The sequence below is a fragment of the Microbacterium sp. Mcb102 genome (assembly GCF_024519805.1).
Lineage (GTDB): Bacteria > Actinomycetota > Actinomycetes > Actinomycetales > Microbacteriaceae > Microbacterium.
Genome location: NZ_JALJRG010000002.1, coordinates 237,723 through 262,706 on the forward strand (window position 1 = coordinate 237,723; position 24,984 = coordinate 262,706).

General features: G+C 70.3%; 26 protein-coding genes and 1 tRNA gene. 13 read left to right on the forward strand and 14 right to left on the reverse strand.

The features are described from left to right. The first annotated feature begins 7 nt into the window (after nt 1-7). Genes OC372_RS07395 through OC372_RS07410 form a run of 4 tightly spaced genes read left to right on the forward strand, consistent with a single transcriptional unit; the run spans nt 8 to nt 5,124 of the window. Nucleotides 8-796 (forward strand): ABC transporter ATP-binding protein, encoded by a 789-nt coding sequence (locus OC372_RS07395; protein ID WP_262001363.1) that lies wholly within the window; start codon nt 8-10, stop codon nt 794-796. Further along, on the forward strand, nt 793-2,427 hold the full coding sequence (locus OC372_RS07400) for an ABC transporter ATP-binding protein (RefSeq protein WP_262001364.1): 1,635 nt from the start codon (nt 793-795) through the stop codon (nt 2,425-2,427). The genes OC372_RS07395 and OC372_RS07400 overlap by 4 nt, the downstream gene beginning before the upstream one ends. Beyond that, nucleotides 2,420-4,237, forward strand: coding sequence for an ABC transporter ATP-binding protein (locus tag OC372_RS07405; protein ID WP_262001365.1), 1,818 nt, complete (start codon nt 2,420-2,422; stop codon nt 4,235-4,237). Before OC372_RS07400 ends, OC372_RS07405 begins: the two co-directional genes overlap by 8 nt. Further along, nucleotides 4,234-5,124 carry a siderophore-interacting protein gene (locus OC372_RS07410; RefSeq protein WP_105710474.1) on the forward strand — a complete coding sequence of 297 codons (891 nt, stop codon included), beginning with the start codon at nt 4,234-4,236 and terminating at the stop codon, nt 5,122-5,124. The genes OC372_RS07405 and OC372_RS07410 overlap by 4 nt, the downstream gene beginning before the upstream one ends. A 151-nt stretch (nt 5,125-5,275) precedes the next feature. On the opposite strand, the gene OC372_RS07415 is transcribed toward OC372_RS07410, so the two are convergent. Next, complete coding sequence (locus OC372_RS07415; RefSeq protein ID WP_262001366.1) at nt 5,276-5,932, reverse strand: NYN domain-containing protein; 657 nt, start codon at nt 5,930-5,932, stop codon at nt 5,276-5,278. A 136-nt stretch (nt 5,933-6,068) separates the two neighbouring features. Between OC372_RS07415 and OC372_RS07420 the strand changes: the two genes are divergently transcribed. Further along, entirely contained in the window at nt 6,069-6,260 is a 192-nt protein-coding gene (locus OC372_RS07420; protein ID WP_029260876.1) for a hypothetical protein, read from the forward strand. A 34-nt stretch (nt 6,261-6,294) separates the two neighbouring features. Here the strand turns inward: OC372_RS07420 and OC372_RS07425 are convergent. Both OC372_RS07425 and OC372_RS07430 read right to left on the reverse strand, forming a co-directional pair. Continuing rightward, nucleotides 6,295-6,370 (reverse strand) — tRNA-Met (locus OC372_RS07425). An 87-nt stretch (nt 6,371-6,457) separates the two neighbouring features. After that, nucleotides 6,458-7,444, reverse strand: coding sequence for a helix-turn-helix transcriptional regulator (locus OC372_RS07430; protein ID WP_262001367.1), 987 nt, complete (start codon nt 7,442-7,444; stop codon nt 6,458-6,460). 62 nt (nt 7,445-7,506) lie between these two features. On the opposite strand from OC372_RS07430, the gene OC372_RS07435 reads away from it, so the two are divergent. Together OC372_RS07435 and OC372_RS07440 are read left to right on the forward strand one after the other, a co-directional pair. Then, nucleotides 7,507-8,571: an ABC transporter ATP-binding protein gene (locus tag OC372_RS07435; protein WP_262001368.1), complete on the forward strand. Its 1,065-nt coding sequence runs from the start codon at nt 7,507-7,509 to the stop codon at nt 8,569-8,571. Beyond that, a complete protein-coding gene (locus OC372_RS07440) occupies nt 8,568-9,347 on the forward strand; it encodes an ABC transporter permease (protein ID WP_105710476.1) in 780 nt (259 codons plus the stop codon). Before OC372_RS07435 ends, OC372_RS07440 begins: the two co-directional genes overlap by 4 nt. Nucleotides 9,348-9,476: 129 nt before the next feature. Here OC372_RS07440 and OC372_RS07445 read toward each other — a convergent pair whose 3' ends face one another. Together OC372_RS07445 and OC372_RS07450 are read right to left on the reverse strand one after the other, a co-directional pair. Next, nucleotides 9,477-10,472: an NADP-dependent oxidoreductase gene (locus tag OC372_RS07445; RefSeq protein WP_262001369.1), complete on the reverse strand. Its 996-nt coding sequence runs from the start codon at nt 10,470-10,472 to the stop codon at nt 9,477-9,479. 9 nt (nt 10,473-10,481) lie between these two features. Next, nucleotides 10,482-11,192, reverse strand: coding sequence for an SDR family oxidoreductase (locus OC372_RS07450; protein ID WP_262001370.1), 711 nt, complete (start codon nt 11,190-11,192; stop codon nt 10,482-10,484). A 102-nt stretch (nt 11,193-11,294) separates the two neighbouring features. Here OC372_RS07450 and OC372_RS07455 point away from each other — a divergent pair, with 102 nt between their 5' ends. Then, nucleotides 11,295-11,900 (forward strand): TetR/AcrR family transcriptional regulator, encoded by a 606-nt coding sequence (locus OC372_RS07455; RefSeq protein WP_262001371.1) that lies wholly within the window; start codon nt 11,295-11,297, stop codon nt 11,898-11,900. Between the two features lie 10 nt (nt 11,901-11,910). On the opposite strand, the gene OC372_RS07460 is transcribed toward OC372_RS07455, so the two are convergent. The 5 genes from OC372_RS07460 to OC372_RS07480 all read right to left on the reverse strand — a co-directional run bounded on the left by OC372_RS07460 (nt 11,911) and on the right by OC372_RS07480 (nt 17,787). Further along, the gene (locus tag OC372_RS07460) at nt 11,911-13,299 is read right to left on the reverse strand and encodes a DUF6716 putative glycosyltransferase (RefSeq protein WP_262001372.1); all 1,389 of its coding nucleotides are present in this window, start codon (nt 13,297-13,299) and stop codon (nt 11,911-11,913) included. Further along, complete coding sequence (locus tag OC372_RS07465) at nt 13,296-14,168, reverse strand: N-acetylneuraminate synthase family protein (RefSeq protein ID WP_262001373.1); 873 nt, start codon at nt 14,166-14,168, stop codon at nt 13,296-13,298. The genes OC372_RS07460 and OC372_RS07465 overlap by 4 nt, the downstream gene beginning before the upstream one ends. A gap of 93 nt (nt 14,169-14,261) precedes the next feature. Then, a complete protein-coding gene (locus OC372_RS07470) occupies nt 14,262-15,443 on the reverse strand; it encodes an acylneuraminate cytidylyltransferase (protein WP_262001374.1) in 1,182 nt (393 codons plus the stop codon). A gap of 20 nt (nt 15,444-15,463) precedes the next feature. Beyond that, entirely contained in the window at nt 15,464-16,810 is a 1,347-nt protein-coding gene (locus tag OC372_RS07475; protein ID WP_262001375.1) for an alpha-2,8-polysialyltransferase family protein, read from the reverse strand. Then, nucleotides 16,807-17,787 carry a glycosyltransferase family 2 protein gene (locus OC372_RS07480; RefSeq protein ID WP_262001376.1) on the reverse strand — a complete coding sequence of 327 codons (981 nt, stop codon included), beginning with the start codon at nt 17,785-17,787 and terminating at the stop codon, nt 16,807-16,809. The genes OC372_RS07475 and OC372_RS07480 overlap by 4 nt, the downstream gene beginning before the upstream one ends. Before the next feature lie 405 nt (nt 17,788-18,192). Here OC372_RS07480 and OC372_RS07485 point away from each other — a divergent pair, with 405 nt between their 5' ends. Next, nucleotides 18,193-19,119, forward strand: coding sequence for a hypothetical protein (locus OC372_RS07485; RefSeq protein ID WP_262001377.1), 927 nt, complete (start codon nt 18,193-18,195; stop codon nt 19,117-19,119). Between the two features lie 9 nt (nt 19,120-19,128). After that, complete coding sequence (locus OC372_RS07490; RefSeq protein WP_029260863.1) at nt 19,129-19,428, forward strand: DUF4229 domain-containing protein; 300 nt, start codon at nt 19,129-19,131, stop codon at nt 19,426-19,428. 15 nt (nt 19,429-19,443) lie between these two features. Here OC372_RS07490 and OC372_RS07495 read toward each other — a convergent pair whose 3' ends face one another. The 3 genes from OC372_RS07495 to OC372_RS07505 are packed head-to-tail and all read right to left on the reverse strand — an operon-like array spanning nt 19,444 to nt 21,137. Next, nucleotides 19,444-20,418, reverse strand: a complete 975-nt coding sequence (locus OC372_RS07495) for a 1,4-dihydroxy-2-naphthoate polyprenyltransferase (RefSeq protein ID WP_029260862.1) — start codon at nt 20,416-20,418, stop codon at nt 19,444-19,446. 51 nt (nt 20,419-20,469) lie between these two features. Then, a complete protein-coding gene (locus tag OC372_RS07500; protein ID WP_029260861.1) occupies nt 20,470-20,760 on the reverse strand; it encodes a DUF4287 domain-containing protein in 291 nt (96 codons plus the stop codon). 14 nt (nt 20,761-20,774) lie between these two features. Next, nucleotides 20,775-21,137, reverse strand: coding sequence for a cupin domain-containing protein (locus tag OC372_RS07505; protein WP_105710483.1), 363 nt, complete (start codon nt 21,135-21,137; stop codon nt 20,775-20,777). 45 nt (nt 21,138-21,182) lie between these two features. Between OC372_RS07505 and OC372_RS07510 the strand changes: the two genes are divergently transcribed. Further along, nucleotides 21,183-22,208: an ArsR/SmtB family transcription factor gene (locus OC372_RS07510; RefSeq protein ID WP_262001378.1), complete on the forward strand. Its 1,026-nt coding sequence runs from the start codon at nt 21,183-21,185 to the stop codon at nt 22,206-22,208. Nucleotides 22,209-22,219: 11 nt separating this feature from the next. On the opposite strand, the gene OC372_RS07515 is transcribed toward OC372_RS07510, so the two are convergent. Further along, complete coding sequence (locus OC372_RS07515) at nt 22,220-22,678, reverse strand: Lrp/AsnC family transcriptional regulator (protein ID WP_029260858.1); 459 nt, start codon at nt 22,676-22,678, stop codon at nt 22,220-22,222. 72 nt (nt 22,679-22,750) lie between these two features. Here OC372_RS07515 and OC372_RS07520 point away from each other — a divergent pair, with 72 nt between their 5' ends. Continuing rightward, the gene (locus OC372_RS07520) at nt 22,751-24,190 is read left to right on the forward strand and encodes a DUF6421 family protein (RefSeq protein WP_105710485.1); all 1,440 of its coding nucleotides are present in this window, start codon (nt 22,751-22,753) and stop codon (nt 24,188-24,190) included. 130 nt (nt 24,191-24,320) lie between these two features. Next, nucleotides 24,321-24,980, forward strand: coding sequence for an SDR family NAD(P)-dependent oxidoreductase (locus OC372_RS07525; protein ID WP_262001379.1), 660 nt, complete (start codon nt 24,321-24,323; stop codon nt 24,978-24,980). The last annotated feature ends 4 nt before the right edge of the window (nt 24,981-24,984 follow it).

The following is a 24,984-nucleotide window of genomic DNA, read 5'->3' on the forward strand; positions in this document are numbered from 1 at the left end:
AACACCCATGACCGCTTCGCTGCTGGCCCGCGACATCACGCTGGGCTACGGAGAGACCCCCATCATCTCCGACCTGTCGCTTGAGGTCCCCGACGGCTCTTTCACGATCATCATCGGACCGAACGCGTGCGGAAAGTCGACCCTGCTGCGCGGGTTCGCCCGCCTGCTGCGCCCGACGACCGGCGCGGTGCTCCTCGACGGCGATGAGCTGCGCTCGCTCAAGCCGAAGGAGGCCGCCCGCAAGCTCGGCCTGTTGCCGCAGTCGTCCATCGCCCCCGACGGCATCACCGTCGCCGACCTCGTGGGCCGCGGTCGGTTCCCCCACCAGAGCGCCATGCGCACGTGGAGCAGCGCCGACGAGCGCGCGGTGTCCGAGGCCATGGCGGCGACCGGGGTCACCGACCTGTCGCGGCGCCTGGTCGACGAGCTCTCGGGCGGGCAGCGGCAGCGGGTCTGGGTGGCGATGGCCCTCGCCCAGCAGACGAAGCACCTGCTGCTCGACGAGCCGACGACGTTCCTCGACATCGCGCACCAGATCGACCTGATGGAGCTGTTCGCCGACCTGCACCGCGGCGGCACCACGCTCGTCGCCGTGCTGCACGACCTCAACCATGCCGCCCGCTACGCGACGCACCTCGTGGCGATGCGTGACGGCGCCATCGTGGCGCAGGGCGACCCGCGCGAGATCATCACCGCCGAGCTCGTCCAGGCCGTGTACAACCTGCCCTGCAAGGTCATCACGGACCCGGTGTCGGGCACCCCGCTGGTGCTGCCGCTCGGACGGCGGACGCCGTGACATCCACTCCGCGAAGGCTGTTCGGGATCGCACTGAAGTCCGATGGGCGCGGCATCGCCCTCGCCGGGGCCACCGCGCTGCTCATCGTGCACTCCCTCGCCGAGGCGACCATCCCGGTCCTCATCGGGGCGACGATCGACCGCGCCGTGCTGCCCGCCGACCCCGCAGCCCTCGCGCTCTGGCTCGGCGTGCTGGTCGGCACGTTCCTCGTGTTGACCGCGAGCTACCAGGCGGCCTCGCGGCTCATGGTCTCGATCTACGGGTACGGCGAGCAGGCGCTGCGCCACCTCGCCCTGTCGCGGATGCTGCGCCCCCGGCTCTCCCGTCGCGCGGTCACTCCGGGCGAAGCACTCACGTTCGTCACTTCCGACACCTACCGCGTGGCCGGAGTCGCCTGGTCGGTCGCGCAGCAGTGCTCGACGATCGCCGCGATCATCGGGGCAGGTCTCGCGATGCTCGTGATCTCGCCCGTCGCGACGCTCGTGGTGTTCGGCTCGACCATCGCGATGATGTTCGTGATGCAGGTGGTCTCGCGCCCGTTGGAGCGTCGCGGCTTCGCCGAGCAGCACGCCGCGACCGAGGCCGGGGCGGTCGCAGCCGACTTCATGAGCGGCTTCCGGGTGCTCGTGGGAATCGGTGCGCGCGAAGAGGCCGTGCGGCGGTATATCGCGGCGAGCGACACCTCCCGCCGTGCCGCGACGGCCGCCGGAAGATCGCTCGCCTCGTACGAAGCGGTGAGCGGCACCCTGGCCGCGGTCGCGACGACGGCCCTCGCCGGCATGTCTGCGTGGTTCGCGGCGGAGGGCCGCATCAGCATCGGCGAACTGGTGACCGTGCTCGGACTCGCCCAGTTCATCAGCGGGTATCTCGCGTACGCGGGCTCGTTCCCGAGCAACTGGATCCACAAGCTCGCCTCGGCCAAGCGCCTCGCCGAGGTGATCGACACCGAGGATCTGCTCGACCCGCCCGCCGCGTCTTCTCCGACAGAGCCGGCCGGGGGCGTCGTGCTGGCTTTCCGTGCCGACTCGGGATCCCCGCTCGTGGAGGTGCGCGAGCGTGAGGTGCTCGGCATCCGTCCCGCCGACAGCGACGCGGCCCGCGCGCTCTCCCGCCTGCTCGGGCTGCGCTCGCGCGCCGAGCCCGGGCTGGTGTCGGTCGCCGTCGACGGCGGACTCCGTGATCTGACCACCCTCGACCCCGTCGAGTACCGCCGTCGGGTCGTCGCCCCGCCACACGAGCAGACGATCGTGAGCGGGTCTCTGCGCGAGGCCGTGCGCGGCCACGGGGCGGACGGACCCGCGCATCCGCCGTTCATCGAGATGGCAGCACTGCACGACACCGTGGCGCAGGTGGGCGGCTGGGAATCGCAGGTGGGCGAGGCCGGTCGACGGCTCTCGGGCGGACAGCGCCAGCGCATCGGGATCGCCCGCGCCCTGCACGCGGAGGCCGACGTGCTGGTGCTCGACGAGCCGACCTCGGCCGTCGATGCCCTCACCGAGGCGCACATCGCCCACGCCCTCGCCGCGCACGAGGAGACCGTGATCGTGATCACCACCTCCCCCGTGCTGCTCGACGCCTGCGACCGGGTCATCGACCTCTCCTCTCCCGGATCGGATGCTCCCCATGAGTGATACGACCCCGACCGCCGCTCTGCTGCCCATCGCCTCCGGGGCCCGTGTACGGACCGTCGTCGGCGGGCTGCTGCGGCAGCATCCGGGCCGGGCCACCGCCGTCGCCGCGCTCTTCCTCGCGGCATCCGCGCTCGGGATCGTGATGCCCGCGTGCCTCGGCCGGATCGTGGATGCGGTCTCGTCGGATGCCGGCTTCGCGACCATCTCCGGCTGGGTGGCCGGAGCGGGCCTCGGTGCGATCGGCGCGGCCGTGATGATGCTGTGGGCCGTGCGAGTGCTCACCGGTCTGGTGCAGGACATGCTCGCCACCCTGCGCGAAGACGTGTTCGCCTCGGCGATGCGGCTGCCGGTCAGCGAGGTCGACGACGGCGAGAGCGCCGACCTGCTCTCCCGCGTCACCGGAGACGTGGATGCGGTGGCCGAGGCCGGCGGCAACGTCGCACCGACGCTCCTGTCGGCGGGCTTCGCGATCGGGGTCTCGGTGGTCGCGCTGACCGCCCTCGACCCGTGGCTCGCCCTCGCCGGAATCGCCTCGGCACCCTTCTACGTGCTCGGCACCCGGGCGTTCCTGCGGCGGTCGCGCGTGGTGTTCCGCGAGGTGCGGGTGCGCGAGGCCGCGCGCAGTCAGGCCGTGCTCGATGCGGTCGAGGGCATCGAGACTCTCACCGCGTTCAACGAGCAGGACCACGCGCTCGAGCGGGTCCGTGAGCGCGCCGAAGCGTCGATCCACATGCAGATCGAGGGCGTGCGGGTGACGAACCGGCTGTTCCGGTGGATCAACGGCGGCGAGCTCGTCGGGCTGGCTGCGATCCTCGGCACCGGGTTCCTCCTGCAGTCCGCAGGCGCGATCACGGTGGGCGCGGTCACGACGGCCGCGTTGCTGTTCCACCGCCTGTTCGGGCCGGTCGGACAGCTGATCTTCGGGCTCAACGACATCCAACGCGCGGCGATCGGGCTCGCGCGACTCGTCGGGGTCATCGACCTCGCGCCCGCCTCGGCCCCGCGGGACGAGGAGACGGATGCGGCACCACGGGCATCCGTGGGCATCGAGGTGCGGGACCTGACCTTCCACTATCCGACCACCGGTCGCGGCATCAGCGACGTGAACCTGCGGGTCGACCAGGGCACCACGGCGGCACTGGTCGGCACCTCGGGGTCGGGCAAGAGCACGCTCGCGCGCGTGATCGCCGGGCATCATCCGCCCACCTCGGGCAGCGTGCACCTCGCGTCGAGCGCGGAGGCCCCGTATTACCTGTCGCAGGAGCTGCACCACTTCCGCGGCACGATCGCCGACAACCTGCGGCTGGTCGCCCCCGAGGCGAGCGACGACGAGATCGTCGCCGCACTGCGGGCGGTCGGCGCCGAGTGGGCGGTCGAGGCGATGGTCTCCGAGCGGGAGGGCGGTGCCGCATCCGCGTCCGCCGTGCCGCTCGACGAGGGACGCATCCAGCAGCTCGCGGTCGCGCGGGCGTTCCTCGCCGACCCCGACGTCGTGATCCTCGACGAGGCCACCGCCGACGTCGGTCTCCATCACCGCGAAGCCGTGGAACACGCGATCGCGGCGCTGCGCAAGGGCCGCACCGCCGTGCTCATCGCGCACCGGCTGCAGCAGGCCGTCACCGCCGAGCAGATCGTCGTGTTCGCCGACGGCAGGCCGACGCAGCGCGGCACGCACGACGAGCTCATCGCCACGGCTGGTCTCTACCGCGACTCCTGGCTCGCCCAGACCCGCAGCACTCCCCACCCCCAGACCCCCACCGGCCACACCCCTGCCGGCCAGACCCCCACCACAGAGACGGAGACTCCGTGAGCATCCACCGCGGCATCGTCAGCAGCACCACCACCCTCACTCCGACCCTGGTCCGCGTCACACTCGGCGGTGACGGCATCACCGACTTCCTCAGCACCGGCATCGGCGACGAGTACGTGCGGGTGTTCTTCCCGCACGGCGAGGACCCGAAAGATGTCTCGCTTCCCGTACCGGCAGGCGACTGGTGGGAGACGCCGGAGGGCGCACCCGAAGCCCCGATGCGCACGTACACGATCAGCGGTGTGCGCCCGGATGCCGGCGAGCTCGACATCGACTTCGTGATCCACGAGGCGGGCATCGCGGGGCCGTGGGCTGCGCGCGCGGAGCCGGGGCACGTGCTCGGTCTGAACTCCCCGACCGGTCTCTACTCGCCGCCGGAAGACATCACGTGGCAGGTGCTCGTGGCCGACCTCACCGGGCTTCCCGCCGTGGCGCGCATCATCGCCGAGGTGCCGTCGGGCGTGCGTACCCGGGTCGTGCTCGAGGTGCCGAGCGAGGCGGACCGCGTGCCGCTCGAGGTCGGCCCCGACGTCGAGGTCACCTGGGTGGTCGGCGGCAACGGCCACGGCCCCAGCGCGCTCGGCCCGCTCGTCCGCGGCATCGTCGACGACCGGCTCCCCCTCGATGAGGGGTACGTGTGGGTGGCCGGCGAGACCGTGGCGCTGCGCGACGTGCGCAAGTACCTGCGCAAGGAGCTCGGCCTCCCCGCGACCCGGTTCAAGGTCGTCGGCTACTGGACGCCCGTCGCCGCCTGGGACGAGAAGTTCGCCGCGCTCCCCGACTCGGTGCAGAAGGAGTTGGATGCGATCTGGGCCGAGGCCGAGGGCGACGAGCCCGAGGACGTGCAGGTGCGCTTCGAGGAGCGGCTGGATCAGTTGGGGTTATGAGGGGGCAGGTGCACACCGACGAGACCAGCGTTCCCTGCGATGCGGACAAACCTGAGCAGTTACGCCGCTGCTGAGGTATCCTTGACTCATAACCACCCGGATGTTTCGACTACCGGGCGCGGCCCTCCGAGAGATCGGAGGGCCTGCTTTTTTAGGGCCAGGTCGATGGCTTCCGAATGGTCTTCCCGTCAACACCGATGAGTTCGGTCGGGAACTGTGACGCAGACAACGTTCCCCGCCGAATCTGGCGCACGGTCTCAAGACCCACGCAGTCGAACGCTTTGTTGTACATTCCGTTCGCTACAGACACGAGCGCTAATGCGTGCCCTCGTTCGCTGAGCATACGAACGGGAGCCACCAGGTCAGAGTCATTCGTGATCACGGCGTATGAGTCGGCGACCATCTCGAACGCGTCAATGATCAGATGCGAGGCGAGCGCGACGTCACTGCCCTTCTCTTCTGGGCGCTTCACCTTCACCGTGACCACCTTCCCCGACGCGTCCAGCTCCTCGGGCGACTTCGGCAGGTACTGGCGGTTGAACCGGAACGTTCCCTCGATGATGTCGACACCTACCGTGCGTAGGGCTCGCCAATACACCTGCTGGCGCTGTCCGACGCCTGGATCGTTCGTTTGCGGCTTGAGCTGCGCCGTGAAGAACTTGACGCCGACCACCTCTCGATGTGGGAAGAGCCTCTGGGAAAGGGAATTCAGATCCAGCCACTTGTGCTCGGGGAACCTGCGCTGAAGCAGCCCCTTGTAGAGCGCGAAACCGTCGACGTAGACCTGCACAGTTCGTCGCGTTCGCATCCTCCGATGCTAAGCATGACCTCGCCCGGAGAACCGTTCTCCACCGATATGCAACAGGCCGCTCGGTGTGTCGTCCGCTCGCCACGAGGACGGATCCCCGGTCGACACCGACGCGCCCGACTGGCAGGGTGAAGTGATGCGAGGCAACGGAACCAGCACCGGCATCCACTGGGGGCTGCTCGCCTTCGGCGCCCTCTTCGGGCTGACCTGCGCGGTGCTGATCCTCACCGAGGTGCTGAGCCCGACCCTGTGGTTCACCGTCGTCGCGATGGCCTGCGTGGTGCTGTCTCAGGCGCTCACGATCCGTTCGAAGCGACGGAACCGCTGACGATTCCGACTGCCGCCCGACGGCGGACCTGAAGTGGACGCGACGGCGGGAGTCGAACCCGCAACGCCATCAGGTATGAGCTGAGGCCCGGGACCGCCCGGATCGCCGCGATGGGAATGACGTTACCCGGCCGTGATCTGACCCGCCAGGACCGTTGCCTGGGATAACCCTATGAGTCTGAGGATGACGGATGCCGGTCACGCGGCGTCATCGGGCTCCGGGGCGTCGAGGGCGCGCAGCAGCCGGGCGACGGTCTCGCGCAACTCGCTCCGGTGCGGTTCGGCGAGCGCCACCGCGTACTCGACACCCTCGGGGATCCAGAGCAGTGCATACATGGCCTCGCGCCAGTCCGAGCCTCCGAACGGCCACCGCGTGCGGTCGTCGCCCACCGCCGTCGCTCCCTGCGACCACGGGCCGAAGCGCTCCTGCATCTCGGCGAGCGGCAGCTCCATCACCGCGGCTGCCTCGACCTTCTGCGGCGACCACGACGAGGCGATCAGCACGCGTTCCTCGATCTCCTCCTCGGTGATGTCGCGGCGGGCGAACAGTATGCGCGTGTGCTCGACGGCAGCGATGCGGTCGACGCGGAACGTGCGCCAGTCCTCGCGGTCGAGGTCCCAGCAGAGCAGGAACCACTTGCGACCGGCCGGCGCCAGGGCGTGCGGCTCGACCCGGCGCACGCTCTCGCGCCCTTCGCCATCCACGTACCGCAGCCGCAGCCGCTCGGTGTCGCGCGTGGCGAGCGCGATCTCCCCCAGCACCTCGGGCGAGACGACCGGACCGTCTCCGATGCGCGGTGCCTGCACCGATGCGGCGAGCGCGTTGACCCGCTGGCGCAGCGCCGACGGCAACACCTGCTCGAGCTTGGCCAGGGCGGTGAGCGTCACCTCGGGACCGCCGACGAGCTGCTGCGTGGCGGCGACCCGCAGCCCGATGGCCATCGTGACGGCTTCGTCGTCGTTGAGCAGCAGCGGAGGCACCGCACTCCCGGCCTCGAGCCGGTAGCCGCCGGCGATGCCCGGGGTGGACTCCACGCGGTACCCGAGCTCGCGCAGCCGGTCGACATCGCGGCGCACGGTGCGCTCGGTCACGCCCAGCCGGGTGGCGAGCTCGGTCCCCGGCCAGTGCCGGTGCGTCTGCAGCAGGTTGAGCAGAGCCAATGCACGCGAGGTGGTGTCGGTCATGCGTCTCAGATTGCCAGATGATGCGGACAGGATCTGTCCGCATGGGTTTCTACGCTCTCCCCATGAACGAATCCCTCATCGAGACCGAAAGCCTGACCAAGGTCTTCACCGTCAAGAAGACGCCGGTGCATGCCGTGACCGACGTCTCCTTCACCGCCGTGCGCGGCGAGCTCGTCGCCTTCCTCGGCCCGAACGGCGCCGGCAAGTCGACCACCCTGCGGATGCTGACCACCCTCATCCCGCCCACCTCGGGGAGCGCACGCGTCGTCGGCCACGACATCCGCACGGATGCCGCCGGGGTGCGCGCCCGCATCGGCTACGTCGGCCAGCTCACCAGCGGCAGCTTCTCGCAGCGGGTGCGCGACGAACTGCTGAGCCAGGGTGCCTTCTACGGGATGTCACGGCGCGACAGTGCTCGGCGGGCCGACGAGCTGATCGAGTCGCTCGACCTCACCTCCTTCGCGACGCGGACCGTGCAGCAGCTCAGCGGCGGGCAGAAGCGCCGGCTCGACATCGCGCTCGGGCTCATGCACGCACCGCCGCTGATCTTCCTCGACGAGCCTTCCACCGGACTCGACCCGCAGAGCAGGGCGAACCTGTGGGAGCACATCCTCGACCTGCGCACGCAGCACGGCACCACGGTCTTCCTCACCACGCACTACCTGGAAGAGGCCGACCGCTACGCCGAGCGCGTGATGGTCATGGACAAGGGGCGCATCATCGCCGACGACGACGCCGCCTCCCTCAAGGCGACGCTGGCCGGCGACGTGCTCACCTTCGGGTTCGCGGATGCTGCCGAGGCGGCGAGCGCCCGCGCCGTGGTCGCCCGCCTCAGCAGCGCCGAGGTCACGGTCGAGGGCGAGTCCATCTCGCTCGCGGTGCAGGACGGCGACCGGCTGCTGCCGGTGATCGTGCGCGAGCTCGACGCCGCCGGCATCCTCGTCCGCCGGGCGACCGGCGTCCCGCCCACGCTGGACGACGTGTTCCTCGCGCTCACCGGCCGCACCCTGCGCGACGCCGGCGAAGGAGCGGATGCCGCCGGCGAAGCATCCGATTCCGCCGACACCAGCACGACCTCCGCGAACAGCACGACCGCTGCGAACAGCACGACAGGAGTCCTCTCATGACCGCCACCGACACGCTCGTGCGCCCGAACCTCGCGCGCGACACCCGCAACGTGCTGACGCGCGAGCTCAAGCCCGTGGTCCGCGATCCGTTCACCCTGATCTTCAGTCTGCTGCAGCCGCTCGTCTTCCTCGGGCTGTTCGCTCCGCTGCTGATCGGCGACTCGGGGCAGCCGGCCGGCGAGACCCTGGCCTGGTTCGTGCCCGGCGTGCTCGTGATGATCGTGCTGTTCGGCACCGGTGCCACCGGTTCGAACCTGCAGTACGAGATGATGACCGGCTCGCACGAGCGCACCCTGGTCGCCCCGCTCGCCCGCTCCTCGCTGCTGGTCGGGCGTGCGCTCAAGGAGATCGCGCCGATCGTGGTGCAGGCGCTCGTGATTGTGCTGATCGCCTGGCCGTTCGGCTTCGCCGCCGACATCCCCGGGCTGCTCATCGGGCTGGCGCTGCTGGCCGTGTTCGGGGTGGGCCTCGGCTCGCTGTCGTATTCGCTGGCGCTGGCGACGAAGGACCGGGAGTGGCTGTTCTGGGGAGTGCAGCAGTCGCTGATCTTCCCGCTGCTGATCCTGTCCGGGATGCTGTTGCCGCTCGACGATGCTCCGGAGTGGATGCGCGCCGTGGCGTCGGTCAACCCGGTGAACTGGGTCGTGCAGGCCGAGCGGGCGCTGTTCGCCGGAGACCTCGGCGACGTGACTGTCCTGTGGGGGTGGGTCTCGGCTCTCGCGGTTGCGGTGGTCGGACTGATCGTCGGGGTGCGCGCCATCCGCCGCAGCAACTGACCCGGCCCGACGGTGCGCCGCCGCCTGGATGCGAAAACCCAGCCGCAGCGGCGCACCGTCGGCGTGTCCACCCGCGACGCGCCGGCGCCAGCACGATGCGTCCGGGTTTCGGCTGCCGACGCCGAGGGTTCAGTCGTTCGTGACCACGAGCTTGCCCCGGCTCACCCCGGCGGCGAGGTCGGCGAGGGCCTGCGGCAGACGGTCGAACGGGTACGCCTTCGCGACGACGGGGCGGATCGCGCCGCTGTCGACGAGCGCCGTGATCTCGCGCAGCTGGTCGCCATCCGCACGCATGAAGAGGAACTCGTACCGCACGCCGAGCTTCTTCGCCTGCCGCCTGATCTTGCGGCTGAGGCCTGCGATCGCGAGCCGCACGAGCGCGTTCAGCCCCTGGGCGCGGGCGAAGGCGGGGTCGGGCGGTCCCGATATCCCGACGACCAGCCCACCCGGCTTCAGCACCCGCAGCGACTTCTCGAGGTTCTCGCCGCCGAGGCTGTCCAACACGAAGTCGTAGCCCGACAGCTCCTCTGCGAAGTCCTGCCGACGATAGTCGATCACGATGTCCGCGCCGAGCTCGCGGACGAACTCGGCGTTCGCGGCACTGGCCGTCGTGGCGACCGTGGCCCCGAGGTGCGCCGCGAGCTGGATGGCGATGGATCCGACCCCACCGGCGCCGGCGTGGATGAGCACCTTCTGGCCCGCCGTGACCCCACCGCGCTCGACCAGCGCCTGCCAGGCCGTGAGGGCGACCAGCGGGAGCGACCCCGCCTCGGCCATCGAGAGACCGGCGGGCACGGGGGCGAGATCCTTCTCGGCGACGGCGATCCGCTCGGCGAACGTCCCGATACGGGCGGCGTCGGGACGGGCGTATACGCGGTCGCCGGGCCGGAATCCGTCGACGAGCCGACCGACACGGATCACCGTCCCCGCCACATCGTTGCCGAGGACCAGGGGCAGGTCGTAGGGCAGGATCTGCGCGAACTCCCCTTGGCGGATCTTCTCGTCCAGCTGGTTGAGCCCCGCGGCCTCCACCCGCACGAGGACGTCTCGGTCACCGACTTCGGGTTCGGCGACCTCCCGCTCCTCGAGCGGCTGCTTGTACTTGTCGACGACGAATGCACGCATGACGGCTCCTCAGGCGTTCGCCCGCAGCTGCGGGTAGACCGCTTCCAGCGGCGCGCTCAGCCCCGCCTTGACCTGCACCGAGATCTCGTCGGCAAGCACCTCGTACTCGTCGCGCTCGGTTGCGTCCAGCACGGCCCTGACGAGATCGGCCGGATCGGTCTTGGGGTCGGTGACGTGCTCGGCCATGGCGGTGTCGACGTAGCCGACGTGCACCCCCACGACGTGCACTCCCGCCGGGGCGAGCTCGAGGCGGAGCGAGTTCGTCGCCGACCACAGCGCCGCCTTGGTCGCGCTGTAGATGCCGCCGACGGCGTACCAGGCGAGGGCGGAGTGGATGTCGATGATCGCCGCTCCCTGGCGTCCGGCGAGAAGCGGTGCGTAGGCCCGCGTCAGGAAGAGCGGTCCGAGGAAGTTCGTCTCCACATTCCGGCGGATGTCCTCGTCGGAATGTGTCAGGATCTCCGCGGTCGGCACCGAGGCGCCCGCATTGTTGATCAGCACCGTCACGTCGGGCGCCGCGTCGACGGCGGCGCGGATCGACGCGGCATCCGTCACATCGAGGGCGAGAGGGACGACGCGTTCGTCGTCCCAGGTGCGCGGCGTGCGGGCGCTGGCGTATACCTTGGCGGCTCCGCGCGCGAGCGCCTGGTGGACGAACTGCGTGCCGATGCCTCCGTTCGCTCCGGTGACGAGGACGACGGCTCCGTGGAGTGAAGGCATGGACTGCTCTCTTCTTTGCGATGATGAGTGATAGTTGAGCGTGCGCATAAGCGACTCTCGTCATAACTGAGCGTAATCAGTTTCTATTCCCGGAGGAAGAGTATGTCGACGTCCGCTTCGAACGCCCTCGGTCGTCGCGAGCGCAACAAGCAGCAGAAACTCGAACGGATCACGGCCGCGGCGTCGGAGCTCTTCGCCGAGCACGGCATCGACGATGTCACGACCCAGCAGATCGCCGAGCGAGCCGATGTCGGCACCGGCACCCTGTTCCTCTACGCGAAGACCAAGGGCGAGCTGCTGCTGCTCGTGCAGAACGCGCACTACGCCGTCGCCCTCGAGAAGGGCATCGCGGCGGCCGAAGCGACTCCCGATGCGCGCGCGGCGATCGTCGCACTGCTGCGACCGATCGTCGAGTGCAACCGCGTTCAGGTCGAGAACGGACGCACCTACCTGCGCGAGATGGTGTTCGCCGAACCCTCTGACGGGCACCATGCCGAAGCGCTCCGCATCGTGGGCGAGACCGAGGACGCCGTGGCGTCGATCCTCCGCCGCGACCCGAAGACGAGCGAGGAACGTGCCGCCGCCCTCGCCCGTATCGTGTCCGCCATCATGTTCCTCACCCTGACGGCGAGCACGAACGTCGATCTGACCGTCGACGAGCTCGTCGACGACATCGACCGTCAGATCGTGGCTCTCCTCGGGCGCTGAGACGGCCGATTCAGCGCCGGAGGGAGTCGTCGAACGGGTTCGGCTCGAGCGTGTAGTCCGTCGACGCATCGGACCAGGTGCCTCCGCCGGACGGCGCCCGGCGCGCGCGGACCGCGGCCATCGCGCGAGTCGCAGGAGAACCCACCGCAAGCGCGACCGCGCCCTGCACCGTGCGATCCTCGGCGCCGAGCACGCTCGCCCGATGCCACGCCTCGTGCAGGGCTCCCCCGCGAGCGGCCGGGACGCGGCGTGCCGGCAGCGCGCCCGAGCGCCGCAGCGCCACGAGCTGCTCCACCCGCTCCCACCACGTCGACTCGACCTCGGGATGGAAGTAGTTGTCGCGGAGCCAGTCCGGATGCGGATGCCGGAACCGCCCGGCGACGACCTCGCTCCGACCGCCGAGCAGCCCGCTTCCCACGAACACCGTGTTCAGCAGGCTCTTGCTCACCCCGAAGGAGTCGAGCGCGATCACGGGCACTCCGAGCGCGGTGGCCTCGATCGCGGCGGTCGAGCTCACCGTGACGAGACCGGCGGCCGTCTGCAGGGCGGCGGACATCGAGTCGTACGAGAAGACCAGGTTCTGCGGAAGGCGCGACGGCAGCAACCCCGCGTAGGGCTCGCGTTCGAGGTGCGTCTCCGACTCCCCCGGCCGCGACCGCAGCTTCACCACCACGCGTCGCGCGGGCTCCGCCTCCGCCGCCCGGACCAGCATGGCCGCGATCTCGGCCCGCTCGTCCTTCCCGACGGGCACGAGCGCCTGCGCGGCGAACACGATGTCCGTCGCAGGCGGTCGCGCCGGAGCAGCCGGTGCCGGGCGCTCGGCGACCGCGATGCCACCGCGACCGCCGGCCGCGGCGTCGACCCGTATCCGCTCCGAGCGCAGCATCCGCTGCCGGCGCCGGGCGAACGGCAGGGTCGCGAGCGCCACGGGCGTCTGCACGCCGATCCGCCGACCGAGCTCTTCGAACGCGCGGACCTCGCGATGCGAATGCACCACCAGCAGGTCGGCGTGACGGCGGTAGTCGAGTGCTCCACGCTGCGCGGGGATCGCCATCCCCGGAAGTCCGGAGACCGTGACCGGACGGTGTTCGAGCGCATCGATCACCCGTCCCATCAGCCGCACGAACGGTCCGCGACCGGCGAGCAGGACCACATCCGGTCGCTGCCCGGCCAACCATCCGGCCGTCTCCGCGAACCCGATCCGGGTGACGTCATCGTCGCCGAGCGTCGTGCCGGCGAGCGCGGTGCGCTGCTGCGCGACGCTGGCGGTGAGCGGCGTGCGCACCATCAGCAGATGCGGCCGCAGTCCCGGCACCGACCCGAGGAGGGAGGCCGCCCACTTCACGAAGGAGTCGGCGTCCGCGATCGCGACGACGCGGATGCCGGTGGCACCGGTCATGCGGAGACGCGGCGCAGCTTCGCCATCGGCGCGCGCTCGCTGTCGAACACGCGCTTGACCCCGTCGCCGGTCGCGCGCTCGATCACGCGGATATCGCGCACCAGGTGCTCGAGACCGGTCGGCTCGAGGGAGGCCGCGTGGTCGGAGCCCCACATCGTGCGGTCGAGCGTGATGTGGCGCTCGACCGCAACTGCGCCGATGGCCACCGCGGCGAGGGAGATCTGCAGGCCGCGCTCGTGCCCCGAGTAGCCGACGGGCACACCCGGGTAGCGGTCGCGCAGGGTGGCGATCACGCGCAGGTTCGCCTCTTCGGGCTCGAGCGGGTAGGTCGAGGTCGCGTGCATGAGGACCACCCGGTCGGTGCCGAGCGTGTCGAGAGCCCGGTCGATCTGCTCGATGGTCGACATGCCGGTCGAGAGGATCACGGGCTTGCCCGTCTCGCGCAGGGCGACCAGCAGCTCGGTGTCGGTGAGGCTGGCCGAGGCGACCTTGTGCGCCACCACGTTGAGGTCTTCGAGGAAGTCGACGCTCGGCACGTCCCACGGCGACGCGAACCAGTCCAGGCCGAGCATGGTGGCGTGATCGCCGATCTCGACGTACTCGTCGCGGCCGAACTCGACGCGACGGCGGTAGTCGAGGTAGCTCATGACGCCCCACGGCGTCTCACGCGGAACGTCGCGCATGTGCTCGGGAGTGGAGATCTCGGGCGTGCGCTTCTGGAACTTCACCGCATCGGCGCCGGCGCGGGCTGCGACGTCGATGAGCTTCTTCGCGATGTCGACATCGCCGTTGTGATTGAGTCCGATCTCGGCGATGACATAGGCGGGACGACCGCCGCCGATCACTCGTGAGCCGATGCTGACAGTCATGATTCCTCCGGTCGTCGAGCGCTGGTGCAACCCCTCCCTCCTGACTACGGGCCGAGGATGAACACCGGGCGACGACCGGGTTACCGGCATCGGTCAGCTCGACAACACCCGTTCGATCAGTTCGCGAACAGCACCCTCGCCACCGCGGCGGCTCAGCACGACCCTGGCCTCTTCGATGACGAGCGGATGCGCGTTCGCGACCGCGATGGGCCACCCCACGATCCGCAGCGCCGGTAGATCGTTCACGTCGTTGCCGAGGTAGGCGATGTCGGCGAGGGGCACGTCGTTCTCCTGCGCCCAGTCGCGCAGTGCCGTCTCCTTGTCGTCGAGGCCATGGAGCACCGGAACGCGGAGCTTCGTCGCCCGGGCGCGGACCACGGGATTGACCTCGGTCGACAGGATGAGCAGCGGCACACCGGCGCGGCGCAGCAGGGCAACCCCCATCCCGTCCTCGCGGCTGACCCGCACCCGTTCCCCGCCGTCGGCATCGATGATCGCGGTGTCGTCGGTGTGCACGCCGTCGAAGTCGGTCACGACCGCCCGCACCGGGATGCGCCCTGGAACCTCGTGCAGGGTCGCGAGAGCACGGGCGACCCGGAGCTGATCCGCATCGTCGATCTCGATCGCCGTCCACTCCGGCACCGCAGCGATGCGGATCCTGCCGAAGAACCGATGCCGGCTCTCACGGAACCCCGCGGCCCGGAACACATAGAAGGCGCCGGTCTCGAGGTGGTGCGGCTCCCGGTCCTGGCGCCGCGGGCGGTGCGCGGCTTCGTGGTTGATCGCGACCGCCTCACCGCGGTCGTCTTCCCGCCACAGGAATCCGTAGGTCTCATGGGCCGCGAACACGCTGTCGGCGCGGTCTGCACGAATCTCCTCCACGGCCGCGGCGAGCGCGTCACTCGGGATGAACGGCGACGTCGCCTGCAGGAACGCCACGATCTCGACCCTCTCTCCGGCTGCTTCGAGCTCGTCGAGGGCATGCAGGATCGCGCTCTCCGAGGTCGCCGTGTCTTCGGCGAGCTCGGCGGGGCGGCGGATGACACGGGCTCCCGCGGTGTTCGCGACCGCGGCGATCTCGTCATCGTCGGTGGACACCACGACCAGGTCGATGCCGGATGCCGCGGTCGCCGCCCGAACAGCACGCTCGACCAGCGGGACTCCGCCCACTCGCTGGAGGTTCTTGCGCGGCACCTGCTTCGACCCGCCGCGCGCGGGGATGATCGCCACCGTGAGGGGCCGCTGCTCGTCCATGTCGTTCATCCTCGTCGTCATCGTCATCCTCGTCGTCATCGTCATCGCCCGCGCAGCGCCCGCCAGGCACGACCGACTCGTCGCCGCGCGCCGAGGGCGTGGAGCCGCCACTCCTCGACCCTGCCCACTCCGCCGGCGGGGCGCAATGCACGGTTCAGGGCGCTCTCCCGCGGTGCTCCCGGCAGCCGCAGCTCCGCAAGCCGTCGTGGCGCGAAATACCGATCCCTCTCGACCGAGTCCAGGTCGTGCAGCAGCTCTTCGGCGCGACCGCGCAGATGGGCGGCGTTCTCAGGCTGCATCGCGTAGCCGACCGCGTCGACCAACAGCTGCAAGCGGGCGGGGTCGCTGTAGGGCGCGTCGTCGCGGGTGAGGGCATCGACCAGGGTCACGGGTATGCGGTTGCTGTTCTCGAACGGCGTCAGCGCCGCCAGCACCCGGTCGTTGCCCGCCGATCCGATCGCCCGGCCGAAGAGCGTGTGCACCGTCGGCAGCGCGGTCGAGAACCCGGCGACGACGGCCAGCGCATCCAGTCGTTCGGCCAGCAGCTCGGCCGCGAGCGGGCCGCGATACTCGACGAAGTCGATCCCGTGCACGTGCGCCCGATCGCGGACCGCCGCGGTCATCAGCGGCGGTGCGGCGGGGTGCGGCTTGAAGACGATGCGCTGCGGAGTCCACCGCGCGGCACGGTCGATCAGCTGCTTCTGCAGGTCGATCTCCGCGGCGGGCGTCATGAGTCCGAGCGCCGACAGGTACTGGCCGAGGACGAGCACGCTGGGCGGATCGTCGCCGACGCCCGGGTCACCGGCATCCGTCTCCCGCAGTGCCGCCGCGAACACCGAGGGAGGAACCGGCACGATCTCCGCCCGAGGAGACCCGACGAGCGGCCGCACTCCGGGCACCACGTCCGCATGGACCACGCGTTCGATGCGCGCCGCGACCGCATACGGCAGCCGCACCCGCATCGGCGAGTAGGTCATGAGCCCATCCCCCACGATGGTGATCCGCGCGTGCGGGAACAGCGCCATCAGGGTGCGGGCCGGCGCGACCTGCGGGCTCTGCACGAACAGCTCCAGGCTCTGAGGATCGAGTCGCCACGCCCGTACGAGCAACCGCTCCAGGATCGGGAGGTCGGCCTCAGCGGGTTCCCACGAGCTCGGATGCAACGGGCCGAGGACATCTTCCAGCGGCTCGACGCGGTCGAACCGCGCGCGCAGCGGCCCGAGCACGGGGTCGCCCGCGATGCCGACCGCCGTCTCCGGCACCCGGCTCGAGGTGAACGGCACCAGGATGCGCTCCGCCCCGCCGTCGCGGCCGAGGAGCCCGGCGTCGATCGCCGCGGCGGCCGTGGCGAGTCCGTACGCACTGTGCAGCGCGAACAGCTGGGTCATGCCGTGCGCCCCGCCTGTCGGAGAACGCGCGCCAGCACCCGCCGGCGCGGCCCGTCGAAGCGCGTGAGCGTCTCGTCGAGTTCGTCGTCCGGCAGGCGGCGGAGCATGTCCCGGATGCCGCCGCGCATCTCGGCGCGCAGCCGCGGGCTCATCCGACGCGCACGCACCAGGTGGTGGGAACTGAGCGCGAGCGCGGTCCACACGACCTTGGGCAGGAAGCGCTCCGCCTCCGCGTCCTGCTCCACGACGGCGATGACCTCGTCCATCGCCCTGGCGAAGTCGAGCTGGCGGCGATCCCTGGCCTGGGTGAGCGACGTCGCGATGCCGCGTCGGTAGAGCAGCGCGGGGGCATCCACGACGGCGAACGACCCCGCGCGAAGATGGAGCCGCCAGATCCAGGGCCGGTCCTCCGCCGTGAACAGCCCCTCGGGGAACCGCGCCAGCCCGTCGTCGAGAACGCGGCGGTGGAAGACACCCGCCCACGCGTAGGGGTAGTCGACCATCGTGGATTCGTTCTCGGGCAGGATCGCCGCCCTCGGAACGAGCACGCGTTCGCGCCACGGGTGCGGGGCACGCACGAGCGCCCGCTGCGACCCGGTGACCGTGACGTGGTCGGTGCGGAGGAAGTCGCAGTCCAGCTCGCGCAACCGCGACACCAGCACCTCGAGCCGGCGCGGCTGCATCCAGTCGTCACCGTCGAGGAAGCAGAAGGCGTCGCCCTCGACCCGTTCGAGCCCTTGATTCCGGGCGGTCGCCAGGCCCCGGGCGATCGGGTTCCGGATGAGCTCGACGTTCGGGAGGCGCTCGGCATACGCGCGCATGAGGGCACCGGTGTCGTCACGCGAGCCGTCGTCGATGGCGACGAGCTTGAGCGCAGAAGGATCGTCGAACTGGCGGGTGAGCGTCTCGAGCGTCGTCCCGATATACGCGCCGGCGTCTTTCGCGGGCAGGATGACGGTGACGAGGGGTGTGCGCACGGAGCTCCAGGGAGAGGCGGTGTCCCGGAATCGTGCCAGGTCACCGTTGCCGGACGGCGACCTGGAGGTGAACGACCGGTGTCCGCCGATGCTGCGGCCCGTGCGCAGTGAGGTGTGGCCCCGTACCCGAACGGAGCCACACCTCCCAGTGCTACGCACTGCCGAACGCGAGGCGTTCGGAGAGCGGGGCCACCGATGATGGCCCCGCCCGCCTCGTGCCCTGCTGACCCCCATCAGCCGGACCCGGGACGTTGTGTGTCGTCGCGCTCCCTCCCCCCAGAGATACGCGCGACGACACGTAACATAATACATGTCGCATTTCGTGAAGCTGTACGTAGGCCGAGATACGACGCTCGACTCGCGGTCGAGTTCGCGAGGATCCGTTCGATCGGCGACGATGGGAGCATGCTCTGGCCCTTCGGATCGACGTGGCGTCCGGTGCGGCAGAAGCAGCGCGACACCCTGGACCTGCGATGGCTGACCGCCCGGACCTGGACCCGACGCTGGTACCCGCAGGGCATCGACCTCGGTGAGTGGCGGGGTCGACGCACCGTGGCGGTGAGCTGGTTCCGGCAACAGCTCGACGGCGTACATCTCGCCTCCCGCGTGACGTTCGTCGACCTCGAGCGCTCCCGCCATCTCGACGTGCTGCTCGCCGTCCCCGGCAACGACGGCGAACTGCAGCCGGCACCGATCCACGCCGGTGGACTCGCCTGGTTCGACGACCGAGTCTTCGTCGCGGCGACCGGACGCGGTATCTGGGAGTTCGATCTCGCGGATGTGCGGACGGTCCGCGGCGCCGCCGCTCAGCGCATCGCCGGCAGGCGGCCTCGGCGCGGTCGCACGACGGTGCTCGTCGCCGTCCGCACGCGCGTGCACCCCGTCGCGCTGCGCTGCTCGTATCTGGGTCGAGTGTTCGACGAGGACGGCACTCCCCTGCGGCGTGTCCTCATCGGCGAGCACCGCACCGACGACAGCGGCCGGATCGGCGAGTTCTCGATCCCGGAGGACGCCGACGGGCGGTTCACCGAGGAGCACGTCTTCAGCCCCGGCATCCCCCGCATGCAGGGCGCCGTGCGGTGGGGAGACCGCCACTTCGTCTCACAGTCCGACGGCCTGCGCCCCGGTGCGCTGTGGAGCGGGCCGCGGTCGGCGCTGGAGCAGGACGACATGCCCCTCCCGGTCGGCTGCGAAGACCTGGCGCTCGACATCGACGCCAAGCTGCTGTGGTCACTCGGGGAGCACCCGTGGCATCGGGTGGTGCGCGGCATCCCGTTCGCTCGACTCGGCATCGAGGGCACCGGCGCCGAGCCGCCCGCGCGGCGAACGTAGACTGGAGGGGTGAAGAAGCCCGCGCCTTTCCTCGTCTACACCGTGCTGCGGCTGCTGGCGTTCCTCGTCCCGCTCGCCATCCTCTGGTTCTTCTTCCCGATCTTCCGCGAATACTGGTGGCTCGCCGCGATCTTCGCCGCCCTCATCGGCATGAGCATCTCGATGCTGTTCCTGCGCACACCGCTCACCGACGCTTCGGCCCGACTCGCGGAGCGCCGCGAGAGTCGGTCATCGGGCAGCCAGGCCGATGCGGATGCCGAGGACCAGGCGATCGACGCGAACGAGCCCGGCGACGACCCGAAGGTCTGACCGCCGCGCTGCGGCTCAGCCGACGAACGCCCAGAACAGGGCGCCGGCGTACAGCAGTGATGTCAGCGACGTCAGGGCGAGCGCGGTCACCAACTCCCTCGGCTGCCGGTAGGCCCAGACGATGACGATGGCAGGGAGTCCCGCCAGCAGTGCGAGGAGCGAGATCCATGCGATCGGGAACAGCAGCGCGAGGAACACGGCGATGCCGAACGGCGCCAGGACGAACAGGGTGAACAGCACCTGCGTGGCGCGGCGTCCGATCAAGACGGTCAGGGTGCGCTTGCCGACCTCGCGGTCCTGGTCGATGTCACGCAGGTTGTTGGCGAGCAGCACGGCACACGCGAACAGGCCTGCTGCGATGGCTCCGAGCCACGCCTGCAGCGGCAGCTCGAACACCTGCACCCAGGTGGTGCCGAGCGTGGCGACGAGGCCGAAGAACACGAACACGAAGACCTCGCCGAGGCCGTAGTACCCGTACGGCCTCTTGCCGCCCGTGTAGAACCAGGCCGCGACGATGCACGCCGCACCGACGGCCAGCATCCACCACTGCTCGGTGCGCACGACGATCGCGAGCCCGACGACCGCGGCGAGCGCGAAGAAGATCAGGCCGATGATCAGGACGGTGCGTGGCTTCACCCGCCCGGATGCCGTCAGGCGCGCGGGCCCGACGCGGTGGGCGTCGGTGCCGCGGACGCCGTCGCTGTAGTCGTTCGTGAAGTTCACGCCGATCTGCAGCAGCACCGCGACGGCGAGGCACGCGAGCGCGATCACCCAGTGGAACTCGGGGCCGGTGCTGCGCGCCGCACCGGTTCCGATGATCACCGGGGCGATCGCGAGCGGGAGGGTGCGCAGCCGCGCGGCCCCGATCCAATCGGATGCGGTGACCGGCCCCGCCTCGACGACCGGACGCCGCGCCGGGTTGCCGCTGGTGCGGGCCGGGGTGTGCTTCGCGGTCCGACTCTTCTTCTTGCGCTGGGAGGATGCTGCCACGCAGGGAATCCTACTGGCCGGGGCGATGCCCGACCTCAGCGGGACGACGGATCAGGGGTTCGGGTTGCTGTCCTTGCCGTCGAGCCAGAGCGTGTCGGAGGCGTCGCCGTGCGCACCACCCGTGCCGACGTGCTTGCTGCTGATCTGCGGGCCCTTGGTGATCACGTGCACGAGGGCCATCGCGTGCCCCTGCCCCAGCGCGTAGTCCTCCTTGAGCCACGCGACGATGGGCGTGGCCTTCGTCGTGCGGTCGAACCCCTTCTCCGTCGCGAGCTCGATGAACTGTCGCGGGGTCAGCCCCGTCTTGGTCTCGATGTTGTCGAGGTATGCCTGGAAGGACATGGTGCTCCTGGTGCTCAGTCCTCGTCGAGGAACGTCTGGATGATGGTGGCGGATGCGTGGATGCCGATGATCCTGAGGACCCCGTCTCCCGCGTTGGTGAAGCAGTGCGGGACGAAGGCGGGGCCGGTCGCGGTGTCGCCCGCCCCGGCGACGAAAGTCTCCTCGCCCACGGTGATGCGGGCAAGTCCCTCGATAACGACCCAGGTCTCGGCGTAGGGATGCCAGTGCCGCCCCGGGCCTTCGCCCGGCTGGTTCTCGACGAAGAAGTACGACACCTCCGCGCCGTGCTCTGCGCCGACGAACCTGCGACTGCGGCCCGTGCCGATGCGGATGTCCGCGCCGGCGACGATTCCGGATCCGGGGGTTGTGCTGTTCATGACTCCAGTCTCGACAGCGCGCAGGGCCACCCCTAGAGTTTCGATGTGAATCGAAACACAGGGCCCGTCGAGGGCGTCGAGCACCCCGACCACCGCGTCGAGTTCCACCTGAGCCCCGGCGATGTCGAGGCGGTGCGATTCGGCATCTCGCCCGGGCACGAGCTGGCCCACGCCGTGCGGGTCCTGCGGCGCCCCGAGGCGCATCCCCTGCAGTGGGGGTGGCTGCGTGCCGTGCGCGAGCGCCTGCCCCGCGAGGAGTTCGCCCTGCTCGCGACCGTCATCGGGGACGACGGCTACCTGCCCGACTTCCTGACGACCGCACCGCGATGGGACCTGAGCCCGGAGGGCGAGCTCGACGAGCTGCGCATCACACCTCTCGACCCGATGCGCGTCGACTTCGGGAAGATGGTGCGGCGCTCGACCGGAGCGCGGCAGCGGGCGCTGGGCGAGATGCAGGGGAAGCCGGCACGGGCGCGCTCGATGATCGCCGACGCCTGGTCCGCGGTATGGGATGCCGCGCTGGCTCCCGTCTGGCCGCAGCTCGAACGCCTGTTGCGCGCCGACATCGCGTTCCGTGCGCAGCGGATCGCGACCGGCGGCATCGCGGGGATGGCCGGAGACCTGCACCCGCAGGTGACCTGGGGAGAAGGCGCCGTCCGCGTCTCGCTGCGTCGCCACAGCGAACAGGTCGACTGCCGGGGAAGCGGCCTGGTGCTGGTGCCGTCGGTCATGTCGTCGTGGGGCTGCATGGTGCTCACCGAGCCCCCGGCGCAGCCGACGCTGTTCTATCCGGCCCGCGGCGTCACCGCCGGCTGGGCGCGGGACACCGCCGACATCGAGGAGGCATTGGGCGCGTTGCTCGGTCCGGCACGAGCGGGCATCCTGATCAGAGCCGGCACCGCCCGCACGACATCGCAGGTCGCTCAGGATGCCGGTGTCGCGGTCTCGACCGCGTCGCATCACCTCACCGTGCTGCGGGGCGCGGGGCTGATCGGCAGCGAGCGCGACGGCACCCGGATGCTGCACCTGCGCACTCCGCTGGGCGAGGCGATGGTGGGCGCGGTGCTCTGACGCGCTCCCGACTACTCCGCCGAGCCGACCGGGATGATCGGCCGGTGCTCGTAGTAGGTCTGCAGCACCACGGTGGTGCGGGTGCTGACGTTCGCCGCGAGCCGCACGTCACGGACGAGCTCCTCGAGCGCACGCGGAGACGGCACGCGAACGAACAGCATGTAGCTCGCGTCACCGGCGATGGAGTGGCAGGCCTCGATCGCGTCGAGGTGCTCCAGCAGCTCCGGAGCGTTGTCGGGCTGGGCGGGGTCGAGCGGGGTGATCTCGATGAAGGCCGAGAGCGGGGTGCCCACCTGCTCGGGGTCGAGGATCGCCTGGTAGCCGGAGATGACTCCCCTCGTCTCCAGCCGGCGCAGACGCGACTGCACGGCCGAGACCGACAGGCCGACGGCCTCCGACAGCTGGGAGAGCGTGGCGCGCCCGTCACGGGAGATCGCGGTCAGGATCGCGCGGTCGACAGAATCATCCATGGCTGTAAGATTATCGTCAGGATTCCGTATATGCCGGAATCTTTCCGTTGAAAACTCCGATCGGAGGTCCCGATGTCCCTTCTTTCCGCCAACAGTTCCGCTGTCCAGGCCATCGTCGGCGAACCCGAGGTCGTCGAGGACGCGTCGATCGCCGAGCAGTCCGCCGCCTGGGCGCAGCTGAAGGACGCCGCGATCGCCCTCCGCGAGATGCAGATCAAGGACGGCTCGATCCCGGATGCCGCGCACCACGCCGCGGCCCGCGAGCTCGTCGGCGCGATCACCGCCGCGATCCGCGCACTCGCCCCTGCCTTCCCGCACGACGCGGAGTACCTCACCGCCTCCGTGGTCGACTTCGACCGCTGGGCATCCGAAGACTTCGGCGTGCCGGACTTCCTCGATTCGCTCATGGCCTTCCAGCCGCAGCAGACCCGCGTCGACGGCATCCGTCACCTCGTCGTGTTCCCGATGTACACGCAGAACGGTTCCAGCGACCGCCTGGTCGAGGCGCTGATCGTCGAGACGATCTGGCCCGAGTTCATCGCCGCCCTCGAGGCCGGCGACTACGGCAACAAGCTGTTCGTCTCGCTGCGGCTCGTCGACTTCACGCCCGGCTACGACACGAACTCGGCCGTGCTGTTCCCCGAGACCGTCGCGATGCGCGAGATCCCGACCTTCACGTGGGGCGCGATCTTCCAGGACCGCGAGGCCGCTCGCTACCGTCGCGTCACCCGTGCTGCTGCCGAGATCACCAACCTCGACCTGCCCGAGCGGGCCGCCGCGATGCTCGACGACCAGCAGGTGGCCGAGAAGACCTTCGTCATGTGGGACATCATCCACGACCGCACCCACATGCGCGGCGATCTGCCGTTCGACCCGTTCATGATCAAGCAGCGGATGCCGTTCTTCCTCTACTCCCTCGAGGAGATGCGCTGCGACATGACCGCGTTCCGCGAGTCGGTGAAGATCGAGCGCGCCCTCGCGGCCCGCATCGCCGCCGGTGAGGAGCTCACCGAGACGGAGCAGGAGATGCACGATTACGCGCACCTCGTGCAGTACGCGGTGATCTTCGACCGCATCTTCCGCTTCTCGATCACGGGCACCCGCACACGCAACTACGACGCGGTCGGCGGACAGCTGCTGTTCGCGTGGCTGCACCAGCGCGGCGTGCTGCACTGGACAGACACGGCTCTGACCTTCGACTGGGACGCCGTGCCGGATGCCGTCGTGGCGCTCGGCGACGCGATCGACGACCTGTACTGGCACTCGATCGACCGCCCCAAGGTCGCGCACTGGCTCGCCGCGTACGAGCTCGTCCGCGGCACGCTCACCCCGCACCCGGCCTCGCAGTGGGCCCGCGGCCTGTCGGACGAGATCCTGGCCGGCGCGCCGAAGGGGTACACGGATGCCGTGATGGACGACGAGTTCCCGCTGTCGATGTTCTTCGAGACCCTTCACAAGAAGATGAAGCCCGTCATCGAATCGACCGTGGGCATCCGCGGCACGGACGACTGATGACCACGCGCGCATGGCGCGCGTTCCGAGTGTGACGCTGGGGCGCACCGCGCTGCGGCCGGACCTGTTCTGCGGATCCCTCCGCGGGTTCCGGCCGCAGAAGCCCCTCCGAACCGGAAGAGTGAGCGACATGGATGAACTCATCGACTCGAGACTGTCCGGCCGCACGGTGGTGCTCGCCGGAGCGACCAGTGCGGCGGGGCGGGCGGCGGCACGCGCTCTGCACGGTGCGGGGGCACGGGTGATCGCGACCGGCCGGTCCGCAGAAGGGCTGCAGCCGTTGGCGGATGCGGGCACGGAGGTCTTCCTCGCGGATGCGACCTCGCTCGATGAGATGACGGTTCTGGCGGGGCAGATCGGCCCCGTCGACGCGGTCGTCCCCCTCGTCGGGGGCTGGCGCGGGGGCGGCGGCCTCGCCGGGCAGTCCGACGAGGACTTCGCCGCGCTGCTGCCCGCGCTCGAGGCCGTCCGCGCGACGAGCCGGGCGTTCGACACGGCGCTGCGCGCGTCGGGGGCGGGCCGGTTCGCGATCGTGTCGTCGACGGCGGTCGCGCGGCCCCTCGCCGGCGGGGCGAACTACGCCGCGGTGAAGGCGGCGAGCGAGGCCTGGACCCGGGCCGTCGCGCAGGGGTACGCGAAGTCCGCGCGCGATTCCGGTGAGCAGCTGCGCACCGCATCCGTCGTGTTCCGCGCCAAGTCGCTCGATCCCGAGGTCTTGGCCGCACGGCTCCTGATGCTCTGGGACACGGACGCCACCGCCCTCAACGACCGGGTGTTCGACCTCGACTGATCCC

Bases quoted from the DNA above. Each gene is read 5' to 3' on its own strand.
- OC372_RS07395 (WP_262001363.1), top strand. From the start codon at position 8: ATGACCGCTTCGCTGCTGGCCCGCGACATCACGCTGGGCTACGGAGAG.
- OC372_RS07405 (WP_262001365.1), top strand. From the start codon at position 2,420: ATGAGTGATACGACCCCGACCGCCGCTCTGCTGCCCATCGCCTCCGGG.
- OC372_RS07415 (WP_262001366.1), bottom strand. From the start codon at position 5,932: ATGCGAACGCGACGAACTGTGCAGGTCTACGTCGACGGTTTCGCGCTC.
- OC372_RS07420 (WP_029260876.1), top strand. From the start codon at position 6,069: ATGCGAGGCAACGGAACCAGCACCGGCATCCACTGGGGGCTGCTCGCC.
- OC372_RS07430 (WP_262001367.1), bottom strand. From the start codon at position 7,444: ATGACCGACACCACCTCGCGTGCATTGGCTCTGCTCAACCTGCTGCAG.
- OC372_RS07435 (WP_262001368.1), top strand. From the start codon at position 7,507: ATGAACGAATCCCTCATCGAGACCGAAAGCCTGACCAAGGTCTTCACC.
- OC372_RS07440 (WP_105710476.1), top strand. From the start codon at position 8,568: ATGACCGCCACCGACACGCTCGTGCGCCCGAACCTCGCGCGCGACACC.
- OC372_RS07445 (WP_262001369.1), bottom strand. From the start codon at position 10,472: ATGCGTGCATTCGTCGTCGACAAGTACAAGCAGCCGCTCGAGGAGCGG.
- OC372_RS07450 (WP_262001370.1), bottom strand. From the start codon at position 11,192: ATGCCTTCACTCCACGGAGCCGTCGTCCTCGTCACCGGAGCGAACGGA.
- OC372_RS07455 (WP_262001371.1), top strand. From the start codon at position 11,295: ATGTCGACGTCCGCTTCGAACGCCCTCGGTCGTCGCGAGCGCAACAAG.
- OC372_RS07460 (WP_262001372.1), bottom strand. From the start codon at position 13,299: ATGACCGGTGCCACCGGCATCCGCGTCGTCGCGATCGCGGACGCCGAC.
- OC372_RS07465 (WP_262001373.1), bottom strand. From the start codon at position 14,168: ATGACTGTCAGCATCGGCTCACGAGTGATCGGCGGCGGTCGTCCCGCC.
- OC372_RS07470 (WP_262001374.1), bottom strand. From the start codon at position 15,443: ATGACGACGAGGATGAACGACATGGACGAGCAGCGGCCCCTCACGGTG.
- OC372_RS07475 (WP_262001375.1), bottom strand. From the start codon at position 16,810: ATGACCCAGCTGTTCGCGCTGCACAGTGCGTACGGACTCGCCACGGCC.
- OC372_RS07485 (WP_262001377.1), top strand. From the start codon at position 18,193: ATGCTCTGGCCCTTCGGATCGACGTGGCGTCCGGTGCGGCAGAAGCAG.
- OC372_RS07500 (WP_029260861.1), bottom strand. From the start codon at position 20,760: ATGTCCTTCCAGGCATACCTCGACAACATCGAGACCAAGACGGGGCTG.
- OC372_RS07505 (WP_105710483.1), bottom strand. From the start codon at position 21,137: ATGAACAGCACAACCCCCGGATCCGGAATCGTCGCCGGCGCGGACATC.
- OC372_RS07515 (WP_029260858.1), bottom strand. From the start codon at position 22,678: ATGGATGATTCTGTCGACCGCGCGATCCTGACCGCGATCTCCCGTGAC.
- OC372_RS07520 (WP_105710485.1), top strand. From the start codon at position 22,751: ATGTCCCTTCTTTCCGCCAACAGTTCCGCTGTCCAGGCCATCGTCGGC.
- OC372_RS07525 (WP_262001379.1), top strand. From the start codon at position 24,321: ATGGATGAACTCATCGACTCGAGACTGTCCGGCCGCACGGTGGTGCTC.